Source organism: Streptomyces sp. NPDC048288 (assembly GCF_043201555.1).
Taxonomy (GTDB): Bacteria; Actinomycetota; Actinomycetes; order Streptomycetales; family Streptomycetaceae; genus Streptomyces.
Window position 1 is genome coordinate 710,978 of the sequence record NZ_JBICZD010000004.1, and the last position, 19,223, is coordinate 730,200.

General features: G+C 74.7%; 7 protein-coding genes. All 7 read right to left on the reverse strand.

Features of this window, described 5'->3' with window-relative positions:
- Nucleotides 1–37: 37 nt before the first annotated feature.
- Nucleotides 38–1,129, reverse strand: a complete 1,092-nt coding sequence (locus ACGFZS_RS18500) for a hydrogenase expression protein HypE (RefSeq protein WP_355729381.1) — start codon at nucleotides 1,127–1,129, stop codon at nucleotides 38–40.
- 3 nt (nucleotides 1,130–1,132) lie between these two features.
- A complete protein-coding gene (locus tag ACGFZS_RS18505) occupies nucleotides 1,133–2,632 on the reverse strand; it encodes a hypothetical protein (protein ID WP_393795959.1) in 1,500 nt (499 codons plus the stop codon).
- A gap of 326 nt (nucleotides 2,633–2,958) precedes the next feature.
- Entirely contained in the window at nucleotides 2,959–3,792 is an 834-nt protein-coding gene (locus tag ACGFZS_RS18510; protein WP_393795960.1) for an SAM-dependent methyltransferase, read from the reverse strand.
- 31 nt (nucleotides 3,793–3,823) lie between these two features.
- Complete coding sequence (gene ccrA, locus ACGFZS_RS18515) at nucleotides 3,824–5,176, reverse strand: crotonyl-CoA carboxylase/reductase (protein ID WP_393795961.1); 1,353 nt, start codon at nucleotides 5,174–5,176, stop codon at nucleotides 3,824–3,826.
- A gap of 6 nt (nucleotides 5,177–5,182) precedes the next feature.
- Nucleotides 5,183–7,492, reverse strand: coding sequence for a type I polyketide synthase (locus ACGFZS_RS18520; protein WP_393795962.1), 2,310 nt, complete (start codon nucleotides 7,490–7,492; stop codon nucleotides 5,183–5,185).
- Nucleotides 7,489–10,608 carry a type I polyketide synthase gene (locus tag ACGFZS_RS18525; RefSeq protein ID WP_393795963.1) on the reverse strand — a complete coding sequence of 1,040 codons (3,120 nt, stop codon included), beginning with the start codon at nucleotides 10,606–10,608 and terminating at the stop codon, nucleotides 7,489–7,491. The genes ACGFZS_RS18520 and ACGFZS_RS18525 overlap by 4 nt, the downstream gene beginning before the upstream one ends.
- Nucleotides 10,609–10,630: 22 nt before the next feature.
- Nucleotides 10,631–19,213 (reverse strand): type I polyketide synthase, encoded by an 8,583-nt coding sequence (locus ACGFZS_RS18530; protein WP_393795964.1) that lies wholly within the window; start codon nucleotides 19,211–19,213, stop codon nucleotides 10,631–10,633.
- Between the last annotated feature and the right edge of the window lie 10 nt (nucleotides 19,214–19,223).

The window sequence follows — 19,223 nt, forward strand, 5'->3', positions numbered from 1 at the left end:
TGGGGGGACTTGGGGGTGGGGGACTGACCGTGGCGCGTCAGGGGCGCCAGCGCGGGGCGTAACCGCTGGTGAGCTTGCGCTTGTTGTGGCGCCACTTGGGTTCGTGGTTCACCAGCTCGTTGGTGAAGCCGCGCAGCCGGCGGATGACCGCCCCGTACGGCTTGATCGCGAGCGAGGAGAGGGTGCCGCCGGGCGGCTCGTCCATGAACGGCATGAACGCGTCCGGGAAGCCCGGCATGGTGCAGCCGATGCAGATACCGCCGACGTTGGGGCAGCCGCCGATGCCGGCCATCCAGCCCCGCTTGGGCACGTTGCAGTTCACCACCGGACCCCAGCAGCCGGTCTTCACCAGGCACTTGGGGGAGTTGTAGTCCGCCGCGAAGGTCGCCTGCTCGTAGTAGGCGGCGCGGTCGCAGCCCTCGTGGACCGTCCGGCCGAACAGCCACTGCGGGCGCAGCATGTGGTCCAGCGGGGGCGGCGGGGCGGTGCCGGCGGCGTGGTAGAGCACCCAGACCAGGGTCTCCATGAAGTTCTCCGGCTGCACCGGGCAGCCCGGGATGTTCACCACCGGCAGCCCGCCCTGGGACTTGAACTCCCAGCCCAGATAGTCCGCGAGACCCATGGCGCCGGTCGGGTTGCCGGCCATGGCGTGGATGCCGCCGAAGGTGGCGCAGGTGCCGACGGCCACCACCGCCCAGGCCTTGGGCGCCAGTTGGTCGATCCAGTCGTTGAGGGTCTGCGGCTGGCCGGTCTCCGGGTCGTTGCCGAAGGACGTCCAGTAGCCGTCGCCCTCGATGATGTTCTGGTTCGGGATCGAGCCCTCGATGACGAGGATGAACGGCTCCAGTTCGCCCCGCGCCGCCTTCCGGTACGGCGCGAGGAAGTCCTCGCCGCCCAGGCTCGGCGAGAGCACCTTGTTGACCAGGTTGACCTTCGGCATCCCCGGGATCAGGCCGAGCACCAGGTCCTCGATGGACGGCTGGTCGGCCGCCGTCACGGAGACGGTGTCGCCGTCGCAGCTCATGCCCTCGGAGATCCACAGGATGGTGATCTCGTCGAACCCCTGGTGTTCGCCGGTCCGGGCGGGTTCGCCGCCGACGGCGGTGGTGGTGCCGTTGTGGGTGCTCATACGCTAGGCCTCCGATGGAGAGGGCCCCGGGGACGGCTCGGCCGCCGTCTCTGGATCCGGGACGTCGGTGCCCCCGAGCGGCTCGACTTCGTCGGGCCGGAAGTAGTGGAAACGGCCGTACCAGCCGTGCAGTTCGGCCGCCGGGTCGTCGTCGACGGTGACGGCGAGGTGCGTGCTGCCGTCCACGTCGTGGAAGACGGCGGCCACGGTCGCGGTGCGGCCGACGAGGAACATGTCCTGGGCGTCGGCACCCCGGCCGCGCGGCCGCAGCCGCACCCGGGCGCCGCCGCCGACCCGCACACCGTCGACGAGGACCGTGTCGGTGGCCGGGGAGAGCCCGTCGTCGGCGCCCTCCTGCCACCAGGCGGGGCGCCCGGCGGGAGCGGGAGCGGGACGGTCGGCGGGGCCGAGCGAGCGGATGGCGCCGTGCAGCCGGCCGAAGACCTCCGGCGGCATGGTGTCGACCCGGTCGAGGATCTCGGCGGCCCGCGCGTCGGTGGCCCGGGCCTCCCGCTTCTCCTCGTCCGTCAGCAGCATCGTGCGCAGGGTGAGGATCTCGTCGATCTCACCGGCGTCGTGCAGATCCCCCGGACTCTCCGGCGCCACCTGCGGATGGTCGGGGAGGATGATCGGCGAGGAGAGCACCAGGGCGGACACCGAGCCGTCCTCGGGGGCGACGGCGGGAGGCGGACCGCCCAGCACCGGGAAGGTGAAGTCGTTGTGGCAGTTCCGGGCGGCCTCCTGGCGGGCCGGGCCCGGGTCGATCAGGGAGACGAACTCCGCGCCCTCGGCGCCCAGCAGGGTGTGGGTGGCGATGAGGGCCTGGCGGAGCGCCTGGTCACGGGGGGCGCGCGGATCCGCCGTACGGCCCTCGTTGACGGTGCGCACCCGGATCCGGAACAGGTCCGCGCCGAGCCGCTCCGCCTCCAGCGTGGTGCTCGCCCGCACCTCCTCCCGGCGGCGCACGACCCGCCCGCCGCCGGAGGGCAGCGGCTCGGTGCCGGTACCGGCCGGGGCGCCCACCCGGACCGTGCGCACCCCCTCGGCCAGGGGGGCCACGAGGTCGGCCTCGCGCGGCACCGCCTCCTCGAACGTGAGCTGCACCGTGCCGTCGTCGCAGGTCAGCGACTCGACCGGGCGTCGCTCGGCGTCCTCGACCTGCTTGTGCTGCAGCTGCAAATACCGCACCCGCAGCCGCACGGTCGCGTCCGGCCGTCGTACCCGCAGCAGGCACTCGGTCTGCTGGTACCAGGAGTCCGCCGAACCCGACACGCCCGGACTCACCGGGTCGTCGGCCTCCACCCAGTCCCGGGGGAACAGCACCCCGAACTGCCAGCGGGCACGGTTCTTCGGCGAGGACCGCCGATAGGGGTAGAGGAGATAGCCCTCGTAGAGGACGGCATCGGCGACGGCGCTCATCTGTTCGAAGGTCGGCGCGGGCCGGTCGAAGCCGTCCGCCAGGGCAGTGCGGGGCGCTCTGCCGTCGACCAGTCCCTCGGCCATGCAGCCTCCTCGGATCCGTGCCCGCGCCCATACCTTCCACCACGGTCACACCGGTCACGCCCGCCCGCCTCTTCTGGCTGAGCGGCGTTGGGCCGGACGGGGGAGGGGGGACGGGGGCCGGGGGCGTACGCGGGCCGGGGGCACGGGTCGGGTGGGCCGAGGAGGGGGCGGCGGTAGGCGGGGATCTGCCGGAAGGCCCGGAGAGCGCGGCCTGCCGAGGCACGCGTGCCTCGGGCGCTCACCGGTGCTGTCGCGGATCCGGGGGCACGAGGCCGGCCGCCGGGAGGGGGTCCGGCGGCCGGCCAGGGGGAGCGGTGCCTCTGGGGTCAGGGGCGTACCGCCGCCACCAGCAGGCAGCCGAACTCGTCGACGCCCACCATGTCGGACGGCCGGAACAGATCCGGCAGGTTGGTCTGGCCGAGGGCCTCCGGGCGCTCGGTGCCGGCGGTCGGTCGGGCCAGTTCGGTGAAGGTGCGCTGCATGGTGTGCTCGGTGATGTCGAGCAGCCCGCGCAGCCTGAGGCCCGCCCGGTGCAGCATGGCGACGTAGTCGTCGGCGTCGGCGAGCGTCACCATGAAGTTGCGGCAGAACTTCTGGATGGACGGATGGGGCACCGCCTGCTTCGGCGCCCGCTCGAACACGTCGGTCAGCACCAGCCGGCCGCCCGGCCGCAGCACCCGCGCAACCTCGGTGAGCACCTGCTCCCGGTCGGGCATGTGGATGATCGACTCCAGGGCCATCACGGCGTCGAACGTGCCGTCCTCGAAGGGGAGTTTCATCGCGTCGGCGTGCCGGAACTCCGCCCGGTCGGCGAGGCCCGCCTCCGCGGCCAGCCGGTTGGCGGTCTTCACCTGCTCCTGGCTGATGCTGATCCCGGTGACCCGGGCGCCGGTCTCCCGTGCCACCCGGATGCCGGGGCCGCCGACCCCGCAGCCCAGGTCGAGGACGTGCGACGAGTCGTCCACCAGCAGCCGCTCGATCAGCACGTCGGTGAGCCGGTCGACCGCCTCCTCCAGGGTGGCCGTGGAGTCGGGGGTGTCCCAGAAGCCGATGTGGATGTTGGGGTTGAACGTGCCGTCGTTCAGCGCGGTCAGGGTGAGCCGGTCGTACAGCTTGCCGACGGCCTCCGGCACGGGCAGCGTCTGGGTGGAGTCGGTCATGGGATCCGCCTTTCCGGATAAAGGGTGTACGTCAGCTGAGGGTGGCCGGATCGGCCGCGAACTCCCGCAGCGGGTTCAGGGCCTCATCGCCGATCCGGGCGCGCAGGCCCGGTGCGGTGACGCCGAGGCCGGGCTCGGGGGCGAGACAGAGCACACCGACCTTGCCGATGTGCCGGTTGAGCTGCACCAGCCGGGTCGCCTCGCCGACCCGGTCCAGCGGGAACAGCGAGGACAGCGCCGGGGCGAGCCCGCCGAGCGCGAACAGCCGGGCGCACTCGACCTGTTCCTGGAGGTTGGCGACATGGCTGCCGAGGACGCGCTTGAGCCGCATCCACAGATAGCGGTTGTCGAACTGGTGGACGTAACCGGTGCTGGAGCCGCAGGTCACGACCGTTCCGCCGCGCTTGACCACGAACACCGAGATACCGAACGTGGACCGGCCCACATGCTCGAACACGATGTCCGGGTCCGTACCCACCGCGTCCCGGACGATCCGCCCGATCCGCTTGCCGGCCTTGAGCGTCAGCTCGGGGTCGTCGCCCTCGTCGTCGCCGACGCCGATGTCCTGCCGGTTCACGACGACGTCGCAGCCGAGCTTCCGGGCGGCCCGCGCCTTCTCCTCCGAGCCGACCACGCCCACCGCGATCCCGCCGCCGTTCTTCACCAGCTGGGCCGCGTAGGCACCGAGTCCGCCCGAGGCGCCCCAGATCAGCACCACGTCGCCCTGCTTCATCCGGGCGCCCCGGTCGCTGACCAGCATGCGGTACGCGGTGCCCGCGCAGGCGGGGATCGTCGCCGCCTCCTCCCAGGTCAGATGCGGGGGCTTGGGGATGAGCTGGCTGGCCCGCGCCACCGCGTAGTGGGCGAGTCCGCCGTAGTTCGTCTCGTACCCCCAGGCCAGCTGGTGCTCGCCCAGCATGCCGTCCGCCTGGTTGGCCGGCTCCTGGTCGTCCACCCGGGCCGCGTTGACCATCACGTGGTCGCCGATCCGCCAGCGCCGCACCCCGGTGCCCGTCCGCACGACCACCCCGGCCGCGTCCGAACCCAGCACATGGAACGGCCGGTCGTGCCGGGCCGCCCAGCCGCCCTCCCGGCCGTACGCGCGCAGGAAGCGGAAAGTGGACAGCGGCTCGAACTTCGCCGACCAGACGGTGTTGTAGTTGATCGAGCTGGCCATGACGGCGACCAGCACCTCGTCCGGGGCGAGTTCGGGCATCGGGACCTCGCCGACGCGCAGGGTGCGGCGGACGTCCTTGTCAGGGACGTCGCCGAACACCTCCTCGTCCTCCACCCGCAGATGCGCGGCGGTGAAGTGCGCGGGCAGCGGGGCGCGTTCCAGGTCGCCGGGGGAGGCCCCGGACAGGACGGCGTCGGTCAACGACATGGCGGATCACCTCTGTTCGGGGGAGCGGTCGGTGGGCGGGGCGTACCAGTGGTGCGTCCCGGCGAACGGATAGGTCGGCAGCGGCACCCGCCGCACCCCGGGCCCGCCGAAGACCGCCTCCCGGTCGAGTCGTACCCCGGATACGAAGGCGCCGGCCAACTGGTGTGCGAAGGAGTCGAGTTGGGCACCCGGCGCGGCGGGCAGGCGGATCGGCGCGGAGTCCGGGCCCGCCGGGACGGGCTCCTCCGGTGGCGCCTCGCCGCCCGTGAGCCCGGCGAGCGCCGCCCCCAGGGCGCGGTCACCGCGCAGATGGGCGGCGGCCCAGCGCCCGGCCCGGCCCTCGCCGAGCAGCGCCGCCGGACCCACCCCGCAGGCCTGCCACAGCCAGGCGTACGCCACGTGCAGCGCGAACGCGGCCACCGGCGCGTCCGGTCCCGACGCCGGCAGCAGCTTCGCCAGCGGCCGTCCGTCGGTGTACGGGACGAGCGCCTCGTCCAGATCGGCGACGGCGTCCCGGAAGGCCGGCCACTCCCAGGGCAGCCGGTCGTAGGAGGGCAGCCCGGACGGGCCGGGGTCGGCGCAGACCAGCGCGGTCCGGCCGGTGCGGGCGGCCCCCGACCGCGCCCACAGGGACGGCTCCCCGTCCGCCAGCGCCCGCAGCCCGGCGAGGTACTGCCCCCGGTCGGCGCCGACCACCGCCGCCCGGTGCCCGAAGACACCGCGGGTCACCGCGAGGGAGTACGCGATGTCCGCGTCGGACCAGCGCGCCGGGTGCGCGTCGAGGTGGGCGAGGAGTCTGCGGGCCTGCCGGCGCAGGGCCGCCGGGTCCTTCGCGGACAACAGCCAGGGCAGCGGCCGTACATCCGGTGATCCCGGGGGCGCGTCCGCCGGCCACGGCGGGTGGGCGGGGGCTTCGAGGACGACATGCCCGTTGGTGCCGCCCGCGCCGAGCGCCGTCACGGCCGCCCGCTCGGGCCGGTCCGTCCGCGGCCACGGCACGGCCGCCGGCACCGGCCGCAGCACCCCGCCGCTGCGCGCCACGGTCTCCAGCGGCGGCTCGCAGTGGAGGGTCGCGGGCACCGTGCCGTACCCGAGCGCGAGCACCGCCTTCATGATCCCGGCCATCCCGGACGCCGACTGCGTATGGCCCAGGTTGGACTTGACCGACCCGAACAGCAGCGGCCGCTCCGGCGGGCGCTCCCGGCCGTAGACGGCGAGCATCGCCTCCGCCTCCATCACGTCCCCCAGCGGGGTGCCGGTGCCGTGCGCCTCGACATAGTCGACGTCCGCGCCCGACAGCCCGGCGTCCGCCAACGCCCGTGCCATCACCCGCCGTTGCCCCGGCCCGTTGGGCACGGCCAGGCCGTTGCTGGTGCCGTTCTGCCCCACCGCCGAGCCCCGCACCACCGCCAGCACCGGATGCCCGCCCCGCTCGGCGTCCGACAGCCGCTCCAGGAGCAACACCCCCACGCCCTCGCCCCAGTTGCCGCCGTCGGCCTCGGCCGAGAACGGCTTCGTCCGCCCGTCCCGGGCCAGCGCGCTCAGTCTGCTGTGCTCCAGGAACACATCGGGTACGGCCATCACGGTCACCCCGGCGGCCAGCGCCAGCGAGCACTCTCCCGACAGCAGCGAGCGCCGGGCCAGATGGAGCGCCGAGAGCGAGGAGGAACAGGCGGTGTCGACGGTGAGCGCCGGGCCGTGCAGCCCCAGGGCGTACGCGACCCGGCCGGACGCGGCGCTGGGCAGCGTCCCGACGGCCAGATAGTCCGTGCCCTTCTCCGGCCGCTCCCGCCCGCCGTCCGTCCCCGCGTACCCCTGCGGGGTGAGGCCTACGAACACGCCCGTGGGCGACCCGGACAGCGTCGACGGATCGATCCCGGCGCTCTCCACGGCCTCCCACGCGGTCTCCAGGAGCAGCCGCTGCTGGGGATCGGTCCCCGCGGACTCCTCCGGCGAGTAACCGAAGAACTCCGCGTCGAACACCCCTGCGGCCTCCAGGAACCCGCCCTCCCGCACGCTGCACCGGCCCGGGACCCCCGGCTCAGGGTCGTACATGCCCTCGACGTCCCAGCCCCGCCCGGCGGGGAACGGGGACAGGCAGTCCCGCTCCTCCACCAGGGCCCGCCACAGCGCCTCCGGGGTGTCGATGCCCCCGGGCCAGCGGCAGCCCATCCCGACCACCACGACCGGATCCCGCCCGCGCGACCGCTCCGCCTCGGCGAGCCGTTCACCCAGCTCGCCCACCTTCCGCCGCTCCTCCTGCAGCGCGGCCGTGGCCTTGCGCAGGTACTCCCGCAACCGGGCCTCGTCGCTCATCGCGCCTCCTGCGGGCCGTCGGCGTCGATCAGGGCGAACAGCTCGTCGTCCGTCGCGTCGGCCAGGCCGTCGTCGCTCCCGTCGCCCACCAGCCCGGCGAGATGCTCGGCCAGCAACAGGGGCGTCGGATGGTCGAAGGCCACGCTCACCGGCAGCTCGAAGCCGGTCGCCGCGACCAGCCGCCGCCGCAGGTTGACCGCCGTCAGCGACTCGAACCCCAGCTCCTGGAAGGTCCGTTCGGGGACGATCGGCTCCGGCGAGTCGTGCCCGAGCGCCACGGCAGCGTGCAGCCGGACGAGGTTCAGCATCTCGTCGAGCAACTCGTACGGCGAGAGCGCGGCGAACCGGTCCCGGTCCCGCGGAGCACTCTCCTCCGCTGCCGTGGTGGCCACGGGATGCGGCGCACGGGCGCCGAGCGGGCTCGACTCCAGCCAGTAGCGCTGGTGCTGGAAGGGATAGGTGGGGAGAGGCACGGGGTGCTCGGGGGTCCGGCCCGGCCAGGTGGGGGTGGTGCCGGTGACATGGGCCTGGGCGAGGGCGGTGGTGAAGTCGGCGAGGGTGCCGTGGTCGCGACGGAGCGTGTAGAGCGCCGTGGCGATCTCCGTCTCCTCGATGGCGGGGGTGAGGACGGGGTGGGGGCTGGCCTCGATGGTGGTGCGGTGTCCGGTGTCGAGGAGGTGGGTGAGGGCCTGGTGGAAGAGCACCGGGCGGCGGAGGTTCTTGTACCAGTAGGCGGCGTCCAGTTCGGGACCCTGGACGGGTTCGCCGGTCACGGTGGAGATCATGGTGAGCGTGGCCGGTCGGGGGCGTACGTCGGCCAGGGCGGTGGTGATCTCCTCGTGGAACGCGTCGACTTGGGGGGAGTGGGAGGCGTAGTCGACGTGGACGCGGCGGACGCGGATGCCTTGTGCGGTGAGGGTTTCGGTGAGTTGGTCGAGGGCTTGGGGGGTGCCTGAGACGACGGTGGTGGTGGGGGAGTTGTGGGCGGCGATGGTGGCGTCGAGGCCGGTGAGGTGTTCCTGGAGGTGTTCGGCGTTGGTGTTGATGGTGGCCATGCCGCCGTGGCCGGAGAGGTGGCGCATGGCGGTGGAGCGGACGGCGACGATGTGTGAGGCGTCTTCCAGCGTCAGGATTCCGGCGATGTGGGCGGCGGCGATTTCGCCCTGGGAGTGGCCGATGACGGCGGCTGGTGTGATGCCGGAGGCGATCCAGAGGCGGGCGAGGCTGGTCATGACCGCGAACAGGGCCGGTTGGACCATGTCCACCCGCTCCAGCCACCCCTCATCCGTGCCCGTGAGGGTGTCGATGAGGGACCAGCCGGTGAGCGGATCGAGAGCTTGGGCGCAGGCGTCGAGCGATGCGCGGAAGGTGGGGTCGTCCGTGTACAGGTCGCGGCCCATGCCTGCCCATTGGGAGCCCTGGCCCGGGAAGACGAAGACGGGTCCCCGGCCCGTGGGGCCGGCCTCTCCGGTGATGAGCTGCGGGGCGGGCCGGTCCTCGGCCAGCGCCCGCAGGCCGCTGACGGCGTTGTCGCGGTCGTCGGTGACCACGACCGCCCGGTGCGGGAGCAGTGCGCGGGTCGTCGCCAACGCATGGGCGGCGGCGGTGAGTTCGAGCGCGGGGTCGGTCTCCAGGCGTTCGGCGAGGCGTCCGCCCAGCGCGGCCAGGGCCTGGGTGCTCGCGGCGGACAGGAGCAGGGGCAGGCGGGCGGGAGGTTCCTCGGTGGTGGGCGGCTCGGGGTTCTCCGGCTGCTCCAGGATGATGTGGGCGTTGGTCCCGCTGATGCCGAACGACGAGATCCCGGCCCGGCGCGGCCGGTCGGCCTCCGGCCAGGGGAGGGCGCGGTCGAGGAGGCGGATGTTGCCCTCGGTCCAGTCGACCTGGCTGGTGGGTGTGGAGAGGTGGAGGCTGCGCGGGAGCAGGCCCTCGCGCATCGCCCAGATCATCTTGAGGACGCCCGCGACCCCGGCGGCGGCCTGGGTGTGCCCGATGTTGGTCTTGACGGAGCCGAGGTGCAGGGGGCTGGTGCGGTTCTGGCCGTAGGTCGCGAGGAGGGCCTGGGCCTCGATGGGGTCGCCGAGCCGGGTGCCGGTGCCGTGCGCCTCGACCACGTCCACGTCGGCCGGGGTGAGGTGGGCGTGGTCGAGCGCGGTGCGCAGGAGGCGGGCCTGGGAACGGCCGTTGGGCGCGGTCAGCCCGTTGGAGGCGCCGTCCTGGTTGACGGCCGTACCGCGGATCACGGCGAGGACGGGATGGCCGTTGCGGCGGGCGTCGGAGAGGCGTTCCACCAGCAGGGTGCCCACGCCCTCGCTCCAGGAGGAGCCGTCCGCCGCGTCGTCGAACGCCTTGATGCGGGCGTCGGGGGCGAGCCCCCGCTGCCGGGAGAACTCGACGAAGGACTCCACCGTCGACATCACGGTGGCACCGCCCGCCACCGCGAGGTCGCACTCGCCGCTGCGCAGCGACTGGACGGCCAGGTGCAGCGCCACCAGCGACGACGAGCACGCGGTGTCGATGGTCAGGGCCGGGCCCTCCAGGCCGAAGACGTACGACAGCCGGCCGGAGGCGATGCTGCCCGCCGTACCGGCGCCGATCATGCCCTCGAAGCCCTCGGGCGCGGGCGTCAGCCGGGTGCCGTGGTCGTGCGAGAGGATCCCGACGAACACCCCGGTACGGGAACCGGCGAGGCCGAGCGGGTCGAGGCCCGCGCGTTCGAACGTCTCCCAGGTCGTCTCCAGGAGCAGCCGCTGCTGCGGGTCCATCGAGAGGGCCTCGCGGGGCGGGATGCCGAACAGGGCGGCGTCGAAGCCTGCCGCGTCCTGGAGGAAGCCGCCCTCCTTGACGTAGATGTGGCCGACGGCGTCCGGGTCGGGGTCGTACAGCTCGTCGATGTCCCAGCCGCGGTCGGCGGGCATCGCGGAGATCAGGTCGCGTTCCTCGACGACCGCGCGCCACAGGTCCTCGGGCGAGTCGATGCCGCCGGGGAAGCGGCAGGCGCCCGAGACGATCGCGACGGGCTCCTGTCGTCCCGACTCCAGCTCCAGGAGCCGGGCGCGGGCCCGGTGCAGATCGGCCGTCACCCGCTTCAAGTACTCGATGATCCGCGTGTCTTCCACGGAACGCGTCCCTTTCTGAAGGTCAGAAGGTGCCCATGTCGTCGATGAAGGAGAGGAGTTGGTCGACCGAGGCGTCCTCCAGGCCGAGGTCGGGGCCGTCGGCCGCGGCCGGGGCTTCGCCGTCGCTCCACCGGGCCACCAGGGAGTGCAGCCGCATGGTGACCTTCACCCGCAGCGCCGGGTCGGAGGTGTCGGCGCCCAGCAGGGCGAGTTCCAGCCGGTCCAGGTCGGTGAGGACCGGTGGGGTGACCTCGACCGGGGTGCCGAACAGCTTCTCGTCGAGGAACTCGGCGATGGCCCGCGGGGAGGGGTGGTCGAAGGCGAGGGTGGCCGGGAGTTTCAGGCCGCTGAGCGCGGACAGCCGGTTGCGCAGGTCCACCGCGGTCAGCGAGTCCAGGCCGAGCTCACGGAAGGCCCGGCCGTCGTCGACCTGGTCGGCGGAGCCGTGCCCGAGGACGAGGGCGACGGTGGTGCGGACGGCGTCCAGGAGGCCGGCGGCGCGTTCGGCGGGGCCGCGCGTGGCGAGCCGTTCGCGCAGGCCGGTCTGGTCGGCGGCGCCCGCGCTGCGCCGGCCGGCCCGCACCAGGCCGCGCAGCAGCGCGGGGAGCGTGCCGTCGCCGGCCTGGGCCCGCAGGGTGGGGAAGTCGAAGCGGGCGGCGACCAGATGGGCGTCGGGGCCGTCGAGGGCCGCGTCCAGCAGGGCGGTGCCCTGCTCGGCGGTCAGGCTGCGGGTGCCGGAGCGGGCCATCCGGCGGGCCAGGTCCTGGTCGGTGAGTCCGGCGCCCATCTCGGAGCGGTCCTGCCACAGCCCCCAGGAGACGGACAGGCCGGGCAGGCCCAGGGACCGGCGGTGCCGGGCGAGGGCGTCCAGGAAGGCGTTGGCCGCGCCGTAGTTGGCCTGGCCCGCGCCGCCGAAGGTGCCGGCCATGGAGGAGTACAGCACGAACGCGGCCAGGTCGGCGTCGCGGGTGAGGCGGTGCAGCTGCCAGGCGGCATCCGCCTTGGTCCGCAGCACGGTGTCGACGTGGTCCGGGGTGAGCGAGCCGAGGGCCCCGTCGGCGAGGACGCCCGCCAGGTGGAACACGCCGGTGAGCGGGTGGAGTTCGGGCACCTGCGCCAGGAGCCGGGCCAGGGCGTCGGGGTCGGACACGTCACAGGCGGCGGCCGTGACCGTGGCCCCGGCGCGGGTCAACTCGTCCACGAGCGCTGCCGCGTTGGGGGCGTCGGCGCCCCGGCGGCCGGTGAGCAGCAGATGCCGTACGCCGTGCCGGGTCACCAGATGGCGGGCGAGGATGGCGCCGAGGGTGCCGGTGCCGCCGGTGATGAGGACCGTGCCCTCCGGGTCCAGCGGGCGGTGCGCGGGGGCGTCGGCGGTGGCGGTCGCCCGCGCCAGCCGTGCGACGCGCAGGGCGCCTTCCCTCAGGGCGAGTTGGGGCTCGGCCGAGCCGAGGGCCGCCGCCAGCACCACCGTCGGGACCTCGGCCGTGTCGCTGTCCAGCAGCACGAACCGGTCGGGCTGCTCCTGCTGCGCCGAGCGGACCAGGCCCCACAGCGGGGCGTGCGCGAGATCGGTGGGCGCGTCTTGGTCGCCTGCCGCCACCGCGCCCCGGGTGAGGAACACCAGCCGTGCCTCCGCCCAGCGCTCGTCCGACGTCCACGCCCGGCACAACTCCAGCGCGTCCAGCAGCACTTGCCGGTCCCCGGGCTCGCCGCCCGCGCCGGCCACCAGCACCGCTTCCGGTACCGGGGCGCCCCCGTCCACGGCCGTGGCCAGCGCGGTCAGGTCGGCGTAGTGCCGGCGGGAGTCCACCTCGGCCGGCCACACGGCCCCGCACCGCTTGCCCAGCACCGCCCAGCGGGCGGCGGTGGTCTCGCCCGGCGGCAGCGGCGTCCAGTCCAGGCGGAACAGGGAGTTCTCCGTGGCGGAGCGGGTCGCGGTCAGATCGGCGGCCGTCATGGGGCGTACGGCGACGGACTCGGCGGTGAGCACCGGCTGCCCGGCACCGTCGTACAGGTGGAACGCGAAGGAGCCGTCGCCCAGCCGTACCACCCGGACCCGCAGCTCGGTGGCGCCCTGCGCGTGCAGGGTGACCCCGCTCCAGCTGAAGGCGAGCTGGCCGCTGTTCTCCAGGCCGTCCAGGACGACGACGTGCAGGGCCGCGTCCAGGAGCGCCGGGTGGATGCCGTACTCCGGCGCGTTCTTCGCCTCCGGCCGCGGGAGCCGTACCTGGGCGAGGAGTTCGTCACCGCGCCGCCAGGCGGCGGTCAGGCCGCGGAAGGCGGGGCCGTAGTCGATGCCGGCGGCGGCGATGCGCTCGTAGGCGTCCTCGGCCGGCAGGGGTTCGGCGTCCCGCGGGGGCCAGTCGGCGAGCGGCTCGGGTGCCGCTCCGGCCGGGGCCAGGACGCCCTCGGCGTGCTGGGTCCACGGGGACTCCTCGTCGGCGTCCGGACGCGAGTGGACGCGTACCGCGCGCCGCCCGGAGCCGTCCGGTGCGTCGACCCTCACCTGGACGACCGTCCTGCCCCGCGCCGGAATCACCAGCGGGCGCTGCAGCGCCAGATCCTCCACGGCCGCGCAGCCCACCGCGTCACCCGCCCGCACCGCCAGCTCCACGAAGGCGGCACCGGGCAGGATCGCCACCCCGGCCACCGCGTGGTCGTCCAGCCAGGGCAGCGCCCGCCGGGTCAGACGGCCCGTCAGCAGCGCGCCGCCGTCGGCGAGTTCGACACTCGCGTCGAGCAGGGGATGCCCGGTGCCGCGCACTCCGGCGCCCACCGGCCCGGAGAGCGGCTCCAGCCAGTAGTGCTCCCGCTGGAACGCGTACGTCGGCAGGTCGACCCGGCGGGCGCCGACCCCGTCGAACACGGCGGCCGTCCAGTCCACGTCCACGCCGTGCGCCCAGGCGTCCGCGAGGGCGCGCGCCGTGCGCTCCGGGCCGCCGTCCTCGCGGCGCAGGGTGCCCAGCGCGGCGACCCGCGCGTCCTGGGACGCGGCGATGTCGGAGACCGGGCCCAGCAGCAGCGGATGCGGGCTCATCTCCAGGAACACCCGGTGGCCCCGGTCCAGCAGATGCCGTACGGCCTTCTCGAACTGCACCGGCTCACGCGCGTTGCGGTACCAGTACGCGGCCGACATCCCGGCGGTGTCCAGGAGTTCCCCGGTGACCGTCGAGCACAGCGGGACCGTGCCCTCCAGCGGGGTCAACTCCGCCAGCGCTTCCAGGAGTTGTTCGCGCAGCCGGGCCATCTGCGGGGCGTGGCCCGGGGCCACCGCGCCGCGCACCCGGCGCACCTGCGCGCCCTCGGCCTCGGCCACCACGAGGAACTCCTCCAGGGCCGTCACATCACCGGTGACCACCACCGACTCCGGCCCGTTGACGACACCGACGCTCAACTCCGCCTCCCACGGACCGAGTCGGGCCGCGACCCAGTCCGGGGACTTGGACACCCCGGCCATCGCGCCCAGGCCCACCACGTCCACGATCAGCCGGCTGCGCAGCGCCACCACCCGGGCCGCGTCCTCCAGCGACAGGGCGCCCGCCACATGCGCGGCGGCGATCTCGCCCTGGGAATGGCCCACGACAGCCGCCGGCCGCACCCCGGCCGCCTGCCAGGTGCGGGCGAGGGCGACCATGACCGAGAACAGCACCGGCTGCACCACGTCCAGCCGCTCCAGCGACGGCGCTGCCGGATCCCCGGCCATCGCGCCCGTCACCGACCAGCCCACCAGGTCGGCGAAGACCCGCTCGCAGTCCGCGAACGCGTCCCGGAACACCTCGGAGCGCTCCAGCAGCGCCGAGGCCATGCCCACCCACTGCGAGCCCTGCCCGGGGAACACGAACACCGCCTCGGCGCCGGTGGGCGCCCCGGTGACCACGTGCGGCGCCTCCTCGCCCGCCGCCAGCGCCGCGAGCCCGGCACGGGCCTCCTGCGGACCGGCGGCGAGAACCACCGCGCGATGCGCGAGCGCCGTGCGGGTCGCCGCCAACGACCAGGCGACGTCGGTCAGTTCCGGAGCGTCCTCGGCCGCCAGCAGTCCGGCCAGCCGGGCCGCCTGACCGCGCAGCGCCGCCGGGGTGTGCCCGGACAGCACCAGCGGGGTGACCGGCAGCTCCAGCCGCGGCTCGTCCACCACGGGCGCGGGCGGGGCCTGTTCGAGGATCACATGCGCGTTGGTGCCGCTCGCCCCGAACGCCGACACCCCCGCCCGGCGCGGCCGGTCCACCGCCGGCCACACCTCGGCCTCGGTCAGCAGCCGCACCGCACCCAGCGACCAGTCGATCCGCGACGACGGCCGGTCCACGTGCAGGGACCGCGGCAGCAGCCCGTGCCGCAGCGCCATCACCGTCTTGATCACCCCGGCCACGCCCGCCGCGCCCTGGGTGTGCCCGATGTTCGACTTGATCGAGCCGAGCCGCAGCGGCCGGTCCGCGGACCGGTCCTTCCCGTAGGTCGCCATCAGCGCGTGCGCCTCGATGGGGTCGCCGAGCCGGGTGCCGGTGCCGTGCGCCTCGACGGCGTCCACGTCGGCCGGGGCCAGGCCCGCGTCGTCGAGCGCGGCCCGGATCACCCGCTGCTGGGCGGTGCCGTTGGGCGCGGTGAGCCCGTTGGAGGCACCGTCCTGGTTGATCGCCGTACCGCGTACGACGGCCAGCACCCGGTGCCCCGCCCGCAGCGCGTCCGACAGCCGCTCCACGAGCAGCATGCCGACGCCCTCCGACCACATGGTGCCGTCGGCCGCCTCCGCGAAGGACTTGCTGCGCGCGTCCGGCGCCATCAGCCCCTGCCCGGAGAACCCCACGAACGCGCCGGGCGTCGCCATCACCGTCGCCGCCCCGGCCAGCGCCAGATCGCACTCCCCGGCGCGCAGCGCCCGCACCGCCTGGTGCAGCGCGACCAGCGCCGACGAGCACGCCGTGTCCACGGTCACCGCCGGGCCCTCGAAACCGAAGGTGTAGGAGATCCGGCCGGTGGCGATCGACCCGCCGATGCCCGTCGCGAAGTACGGCACCAGGTCGTCCGGCATCCGCTCCGGGCCGAGCAGGTAGTCGTGCCCGACCAGCCCCGCGAACACCCCGGTACGGCTGCCGCGCAGCGCGGCCGGGTCGAGACCGGCCCGCTCCATCGCCTCCCAGGCCGTCTCCAGGAGCAGCCGGTGCTGCGGGTCCATGGCGAGCGCCTCGCGCGGCGAGATCCCGAAGAACGCCGGGTCGAACTCGCCCGCCTCGTGCAGGAATCCGCTCTCCCGCGCCTCGGTCGAGGTCCCCGGGTCGCCGCCCGGGGCGAACAACTCCTCCAGGTTCCAGCCCCGGTTGTCGGGGAAGCCGCCCAGGACGTCCCGCTCGTCGGCCACCAGCCGCCACAGGTCCTCGGGGCCGGTCACCCCGCCCGGGAACCGGCAGCCCATGCCGATGATCGCGACCGGCTCGTCGGGCCTGCGCCTCGGACGCGACCGGGCCGGGTCGGACGGCGGAGCGGGTTCGCCCCGGCCCTCCTGGTCCAGCTGGGCGGCGAGCGCCCGCGGGGTGGGGTGGTCGAAGACGGCCGACGCGGGCACGGACAGCCCGGTGGCCGCGCGGAGTTCTGCGCACAGCTCGACCGCGCCGACCGAGGTCACGCCCAGCTCGGAGAACGGCCGGTCGGCCGCCACCGCCTCCCGCGACGCGTGGCCGAGGACGGCGGCGGTGGCGGACCGGACCAGGTCCAGCGTCTCCAGCCGGGCCCGCGGGGCGTCCGGCCGGGTCTCGGCGAGTTCCACGGGGGCCGCCGTACCGTCGAAGGAGCGGCCCGCCGCGAGCCAGTACCGCCGGTGCTCGAAGGCGTACGTCGGCAGCGGCACCCGCACCGCGCCCGTACCGGCGAACACCGCGTCCCAGTCCACGGCCACCCCGGCCGAGTGCGCCTGGCCCAGCCCGAGGAGCAGGGAGCGGGTGTCGGGGCGGTCCTTGCGCAGGGTCGGGGCGAGGACCGCCGCCCCACGGTCGGCCAGGCAGTCCGCCGCCATCGACGCGAGCACCCCGTCGGGGCCCAGCTCCAGAAAGACCCGTCCGCCGTCCGCCTCGGCGGCCCGCACCGCGTCCAGGAACCGGACCGGCTCGCGCAGATGCCGTACCCAGTACTCGGGAGCGGTCACCTCACCCGGTCCGACGAGCCGGCCGGTGAGCGCCGAGACCAGCGGGACGCGCGGCTCGTGGTAGGTGACGCGGGCCGCCACCTCCCGGAACTCCGGCATGGCCGGATCCATCAGGGCCGAGTGGAAGGCGTGGCTGACCTGGAGCCGCCGGGTCTTGTGCCCGCGCTCGGCGAGCGTGCGGGCGACTGCCTCGGTCTCCTCCGCCGCACCCGACAGGACCACGGACCGCGGCCCGTTGACGGCCGCGATGCCCACGCCCGGCGTCAGCAGCTCGGCCACCTCGGCCTCGCCCGCCCGCACCGAGATCATCACCCCGCCCGCCGGCAGCCGGTCCATCACCCGGCCGCGCGCGGCGACCAGCGCGCACGCGTCGGGCAGCGACAGCACCCCGGCCACATGGGCGGCGGTCAGCTCGCCGATCGAGTGCCCGACCAGCCGGTCCGGCACCACCCCCCACGACTCCACCAGCCGGAACAGCGCCGTCTCGACGGCGAACAGGGCGGGCTGGGTGAACGCCGTCCGGTCCAGGGCCGCCGCGTCACCGAACAGGACCGGCCGCAGCGGGAGTTCGAGCAGCGGATCGAGATGCGCGCAGACCTCGTCGAGGGCGGCGGCGAATACGGGGAACTCGTCGCACAACTCCGCTGCCATGCCGACGTACTGGGCGCCCTGGCCGGTGAACAGGAACGTGAGCGACGGCTGTTCGGCCGTCTCGCCGCGTACGACGCCCGCGCCCGGGGTGCCCTCGGCGAGGGCGTCCAGCCCGGCGAGCAGCTCCTCGGTGCCGGCCGCGACGACGAGCGCGCGGTGCCGCATCCGGGCCCGGGTGGTCGCCGTCGACCAGCCTAGGTCGAGCGGGCGGAGTCCGGGGTGGGCGCGCACGTGACCGGCGAGCCGGGCCGCCTGGCCGCGCAGCGCGTCGGGGGTACGGGCGTCGAGCAGGACCGGGCGGAGGGACGGGGTACCCGCCTCTGCGGGCCGGATGTCCTCTGCGGGTCGGATGTCCTCTGCGGGTCGGATGTCCTCTGCGGGTCGGATGTCCTTCGCAGGCCGGACGTCCGCCGTCGGTTCGGCCTCCTCCAGCAGGACATGCGCGTTCGTGCCGCTGATCCCGAAGGATGAGACCGCCGCCCGGCGCGGCCGGTCCGTGCGCGGCCAGCGCCGCTCGTCGTGGAGCAGCCGGACGCCGGCGGTGTCCCAGTCGACGTGCGCGGTCGGCGGGTCGGCGTGCAGGGTGCGCGGCAGGACGCCGTGGCGCAGCGCGAGCACCGTCTTGATGACCCCGGCGACCCCGGCGGCGGCCTGGGTGTGCCCGAGGTTGGACTTGACCGAGCCGAGCCACAGCGGCCGCCCGGCGTCCCGGCCCCTGCCGTACGTCGCCAGCAGCGCGTCCACCTCGATGGGGTCGCCGAGCCGGGTGCCGGTGCCGTGCGCCTCGACGGCGTCCACGTCGGCCGGGGCCAGGCCCGCGTCCTTGAGCGCGGCCCGGATCACCCGCTGCTGCGCGGTACCGCTGGGCGCGGTCAGGCCGTTGGAGGCGCCGTCCTGGTTGACGGCCGAGCCTCGCACCACCGCGAGGACCCGGTGCCCGTTGCGGCGGGCGTCCGACAGGCGCTCCAGGAGCAGCAGACCCACGCCCTCCGACACCGCGGTGCCGTCGGCGCGGTCCGAGAACGTCTTGCAGCGGCCGTCCGGCGCCAGCCCGCGCTGCCGGGAGAACTCCACCAGCGTCCACGGGCTCGACATCACCGTGGCACCGCCCGCCAGCGCCAGCTCGCACTCGCCGCCGCGCAGCGCCCGCACCGCTTGGTGCAACGCCACCAGGGACGCCGAGCACGCGGTGTCCACGGTGACCGCGGGCCCCTCCAGACCCAGCGTGTAGGCGAGCCGGCCGGACAGCACGCTCTGCGTGGAGCCGGTGCCGAGATAGCCGCCGAGTTCGGCGACCCCGTCCATCATCGGCGGCACGTAGTCCTGGCCGTTGGTGCCGACGAACACGCCGGTACCGCTGCCGTGCAGCGCCGAGGGGGCGATCGCCGCGTCCTCCAGCGTCTCCCAGGCAACTTCCAGCAGCAGCCGCTGCTGCGGGTCCATGGCGAGCGCCTCACGGGGCGAGATCCCGAAGAAGCCCGCGTCGAAGTCGCCCGCCGTGCCCAGGAAGCCGCCCTCGCGGACGTACGCCGTGCCGGGTGCGGCCGGGTCCGGGTCGTACAGCGCCTCCAGGTCCCAGCCCCGGTCGGCGGGCAGCGGTCCGATCGCGTCCCGGCCCTCGGCCAGCAGCCGCCAGAACCCGTCGGGGGAGTCGGCGTCCCCGGGGAACCGGCAGCCCATGCCGACGATCGCGACCGGCTCCGACCGACCGGCCTCCAGCTGAGCCAACTGCCGCTTGGCCGCGTCGAGTTCGTGTGCCATCCACTTGAGGGTCTCGACGACCTTGTCGCCGCCGGGCGGGGGAGTCTCGCTGCTCGTCACTGCACGTGTC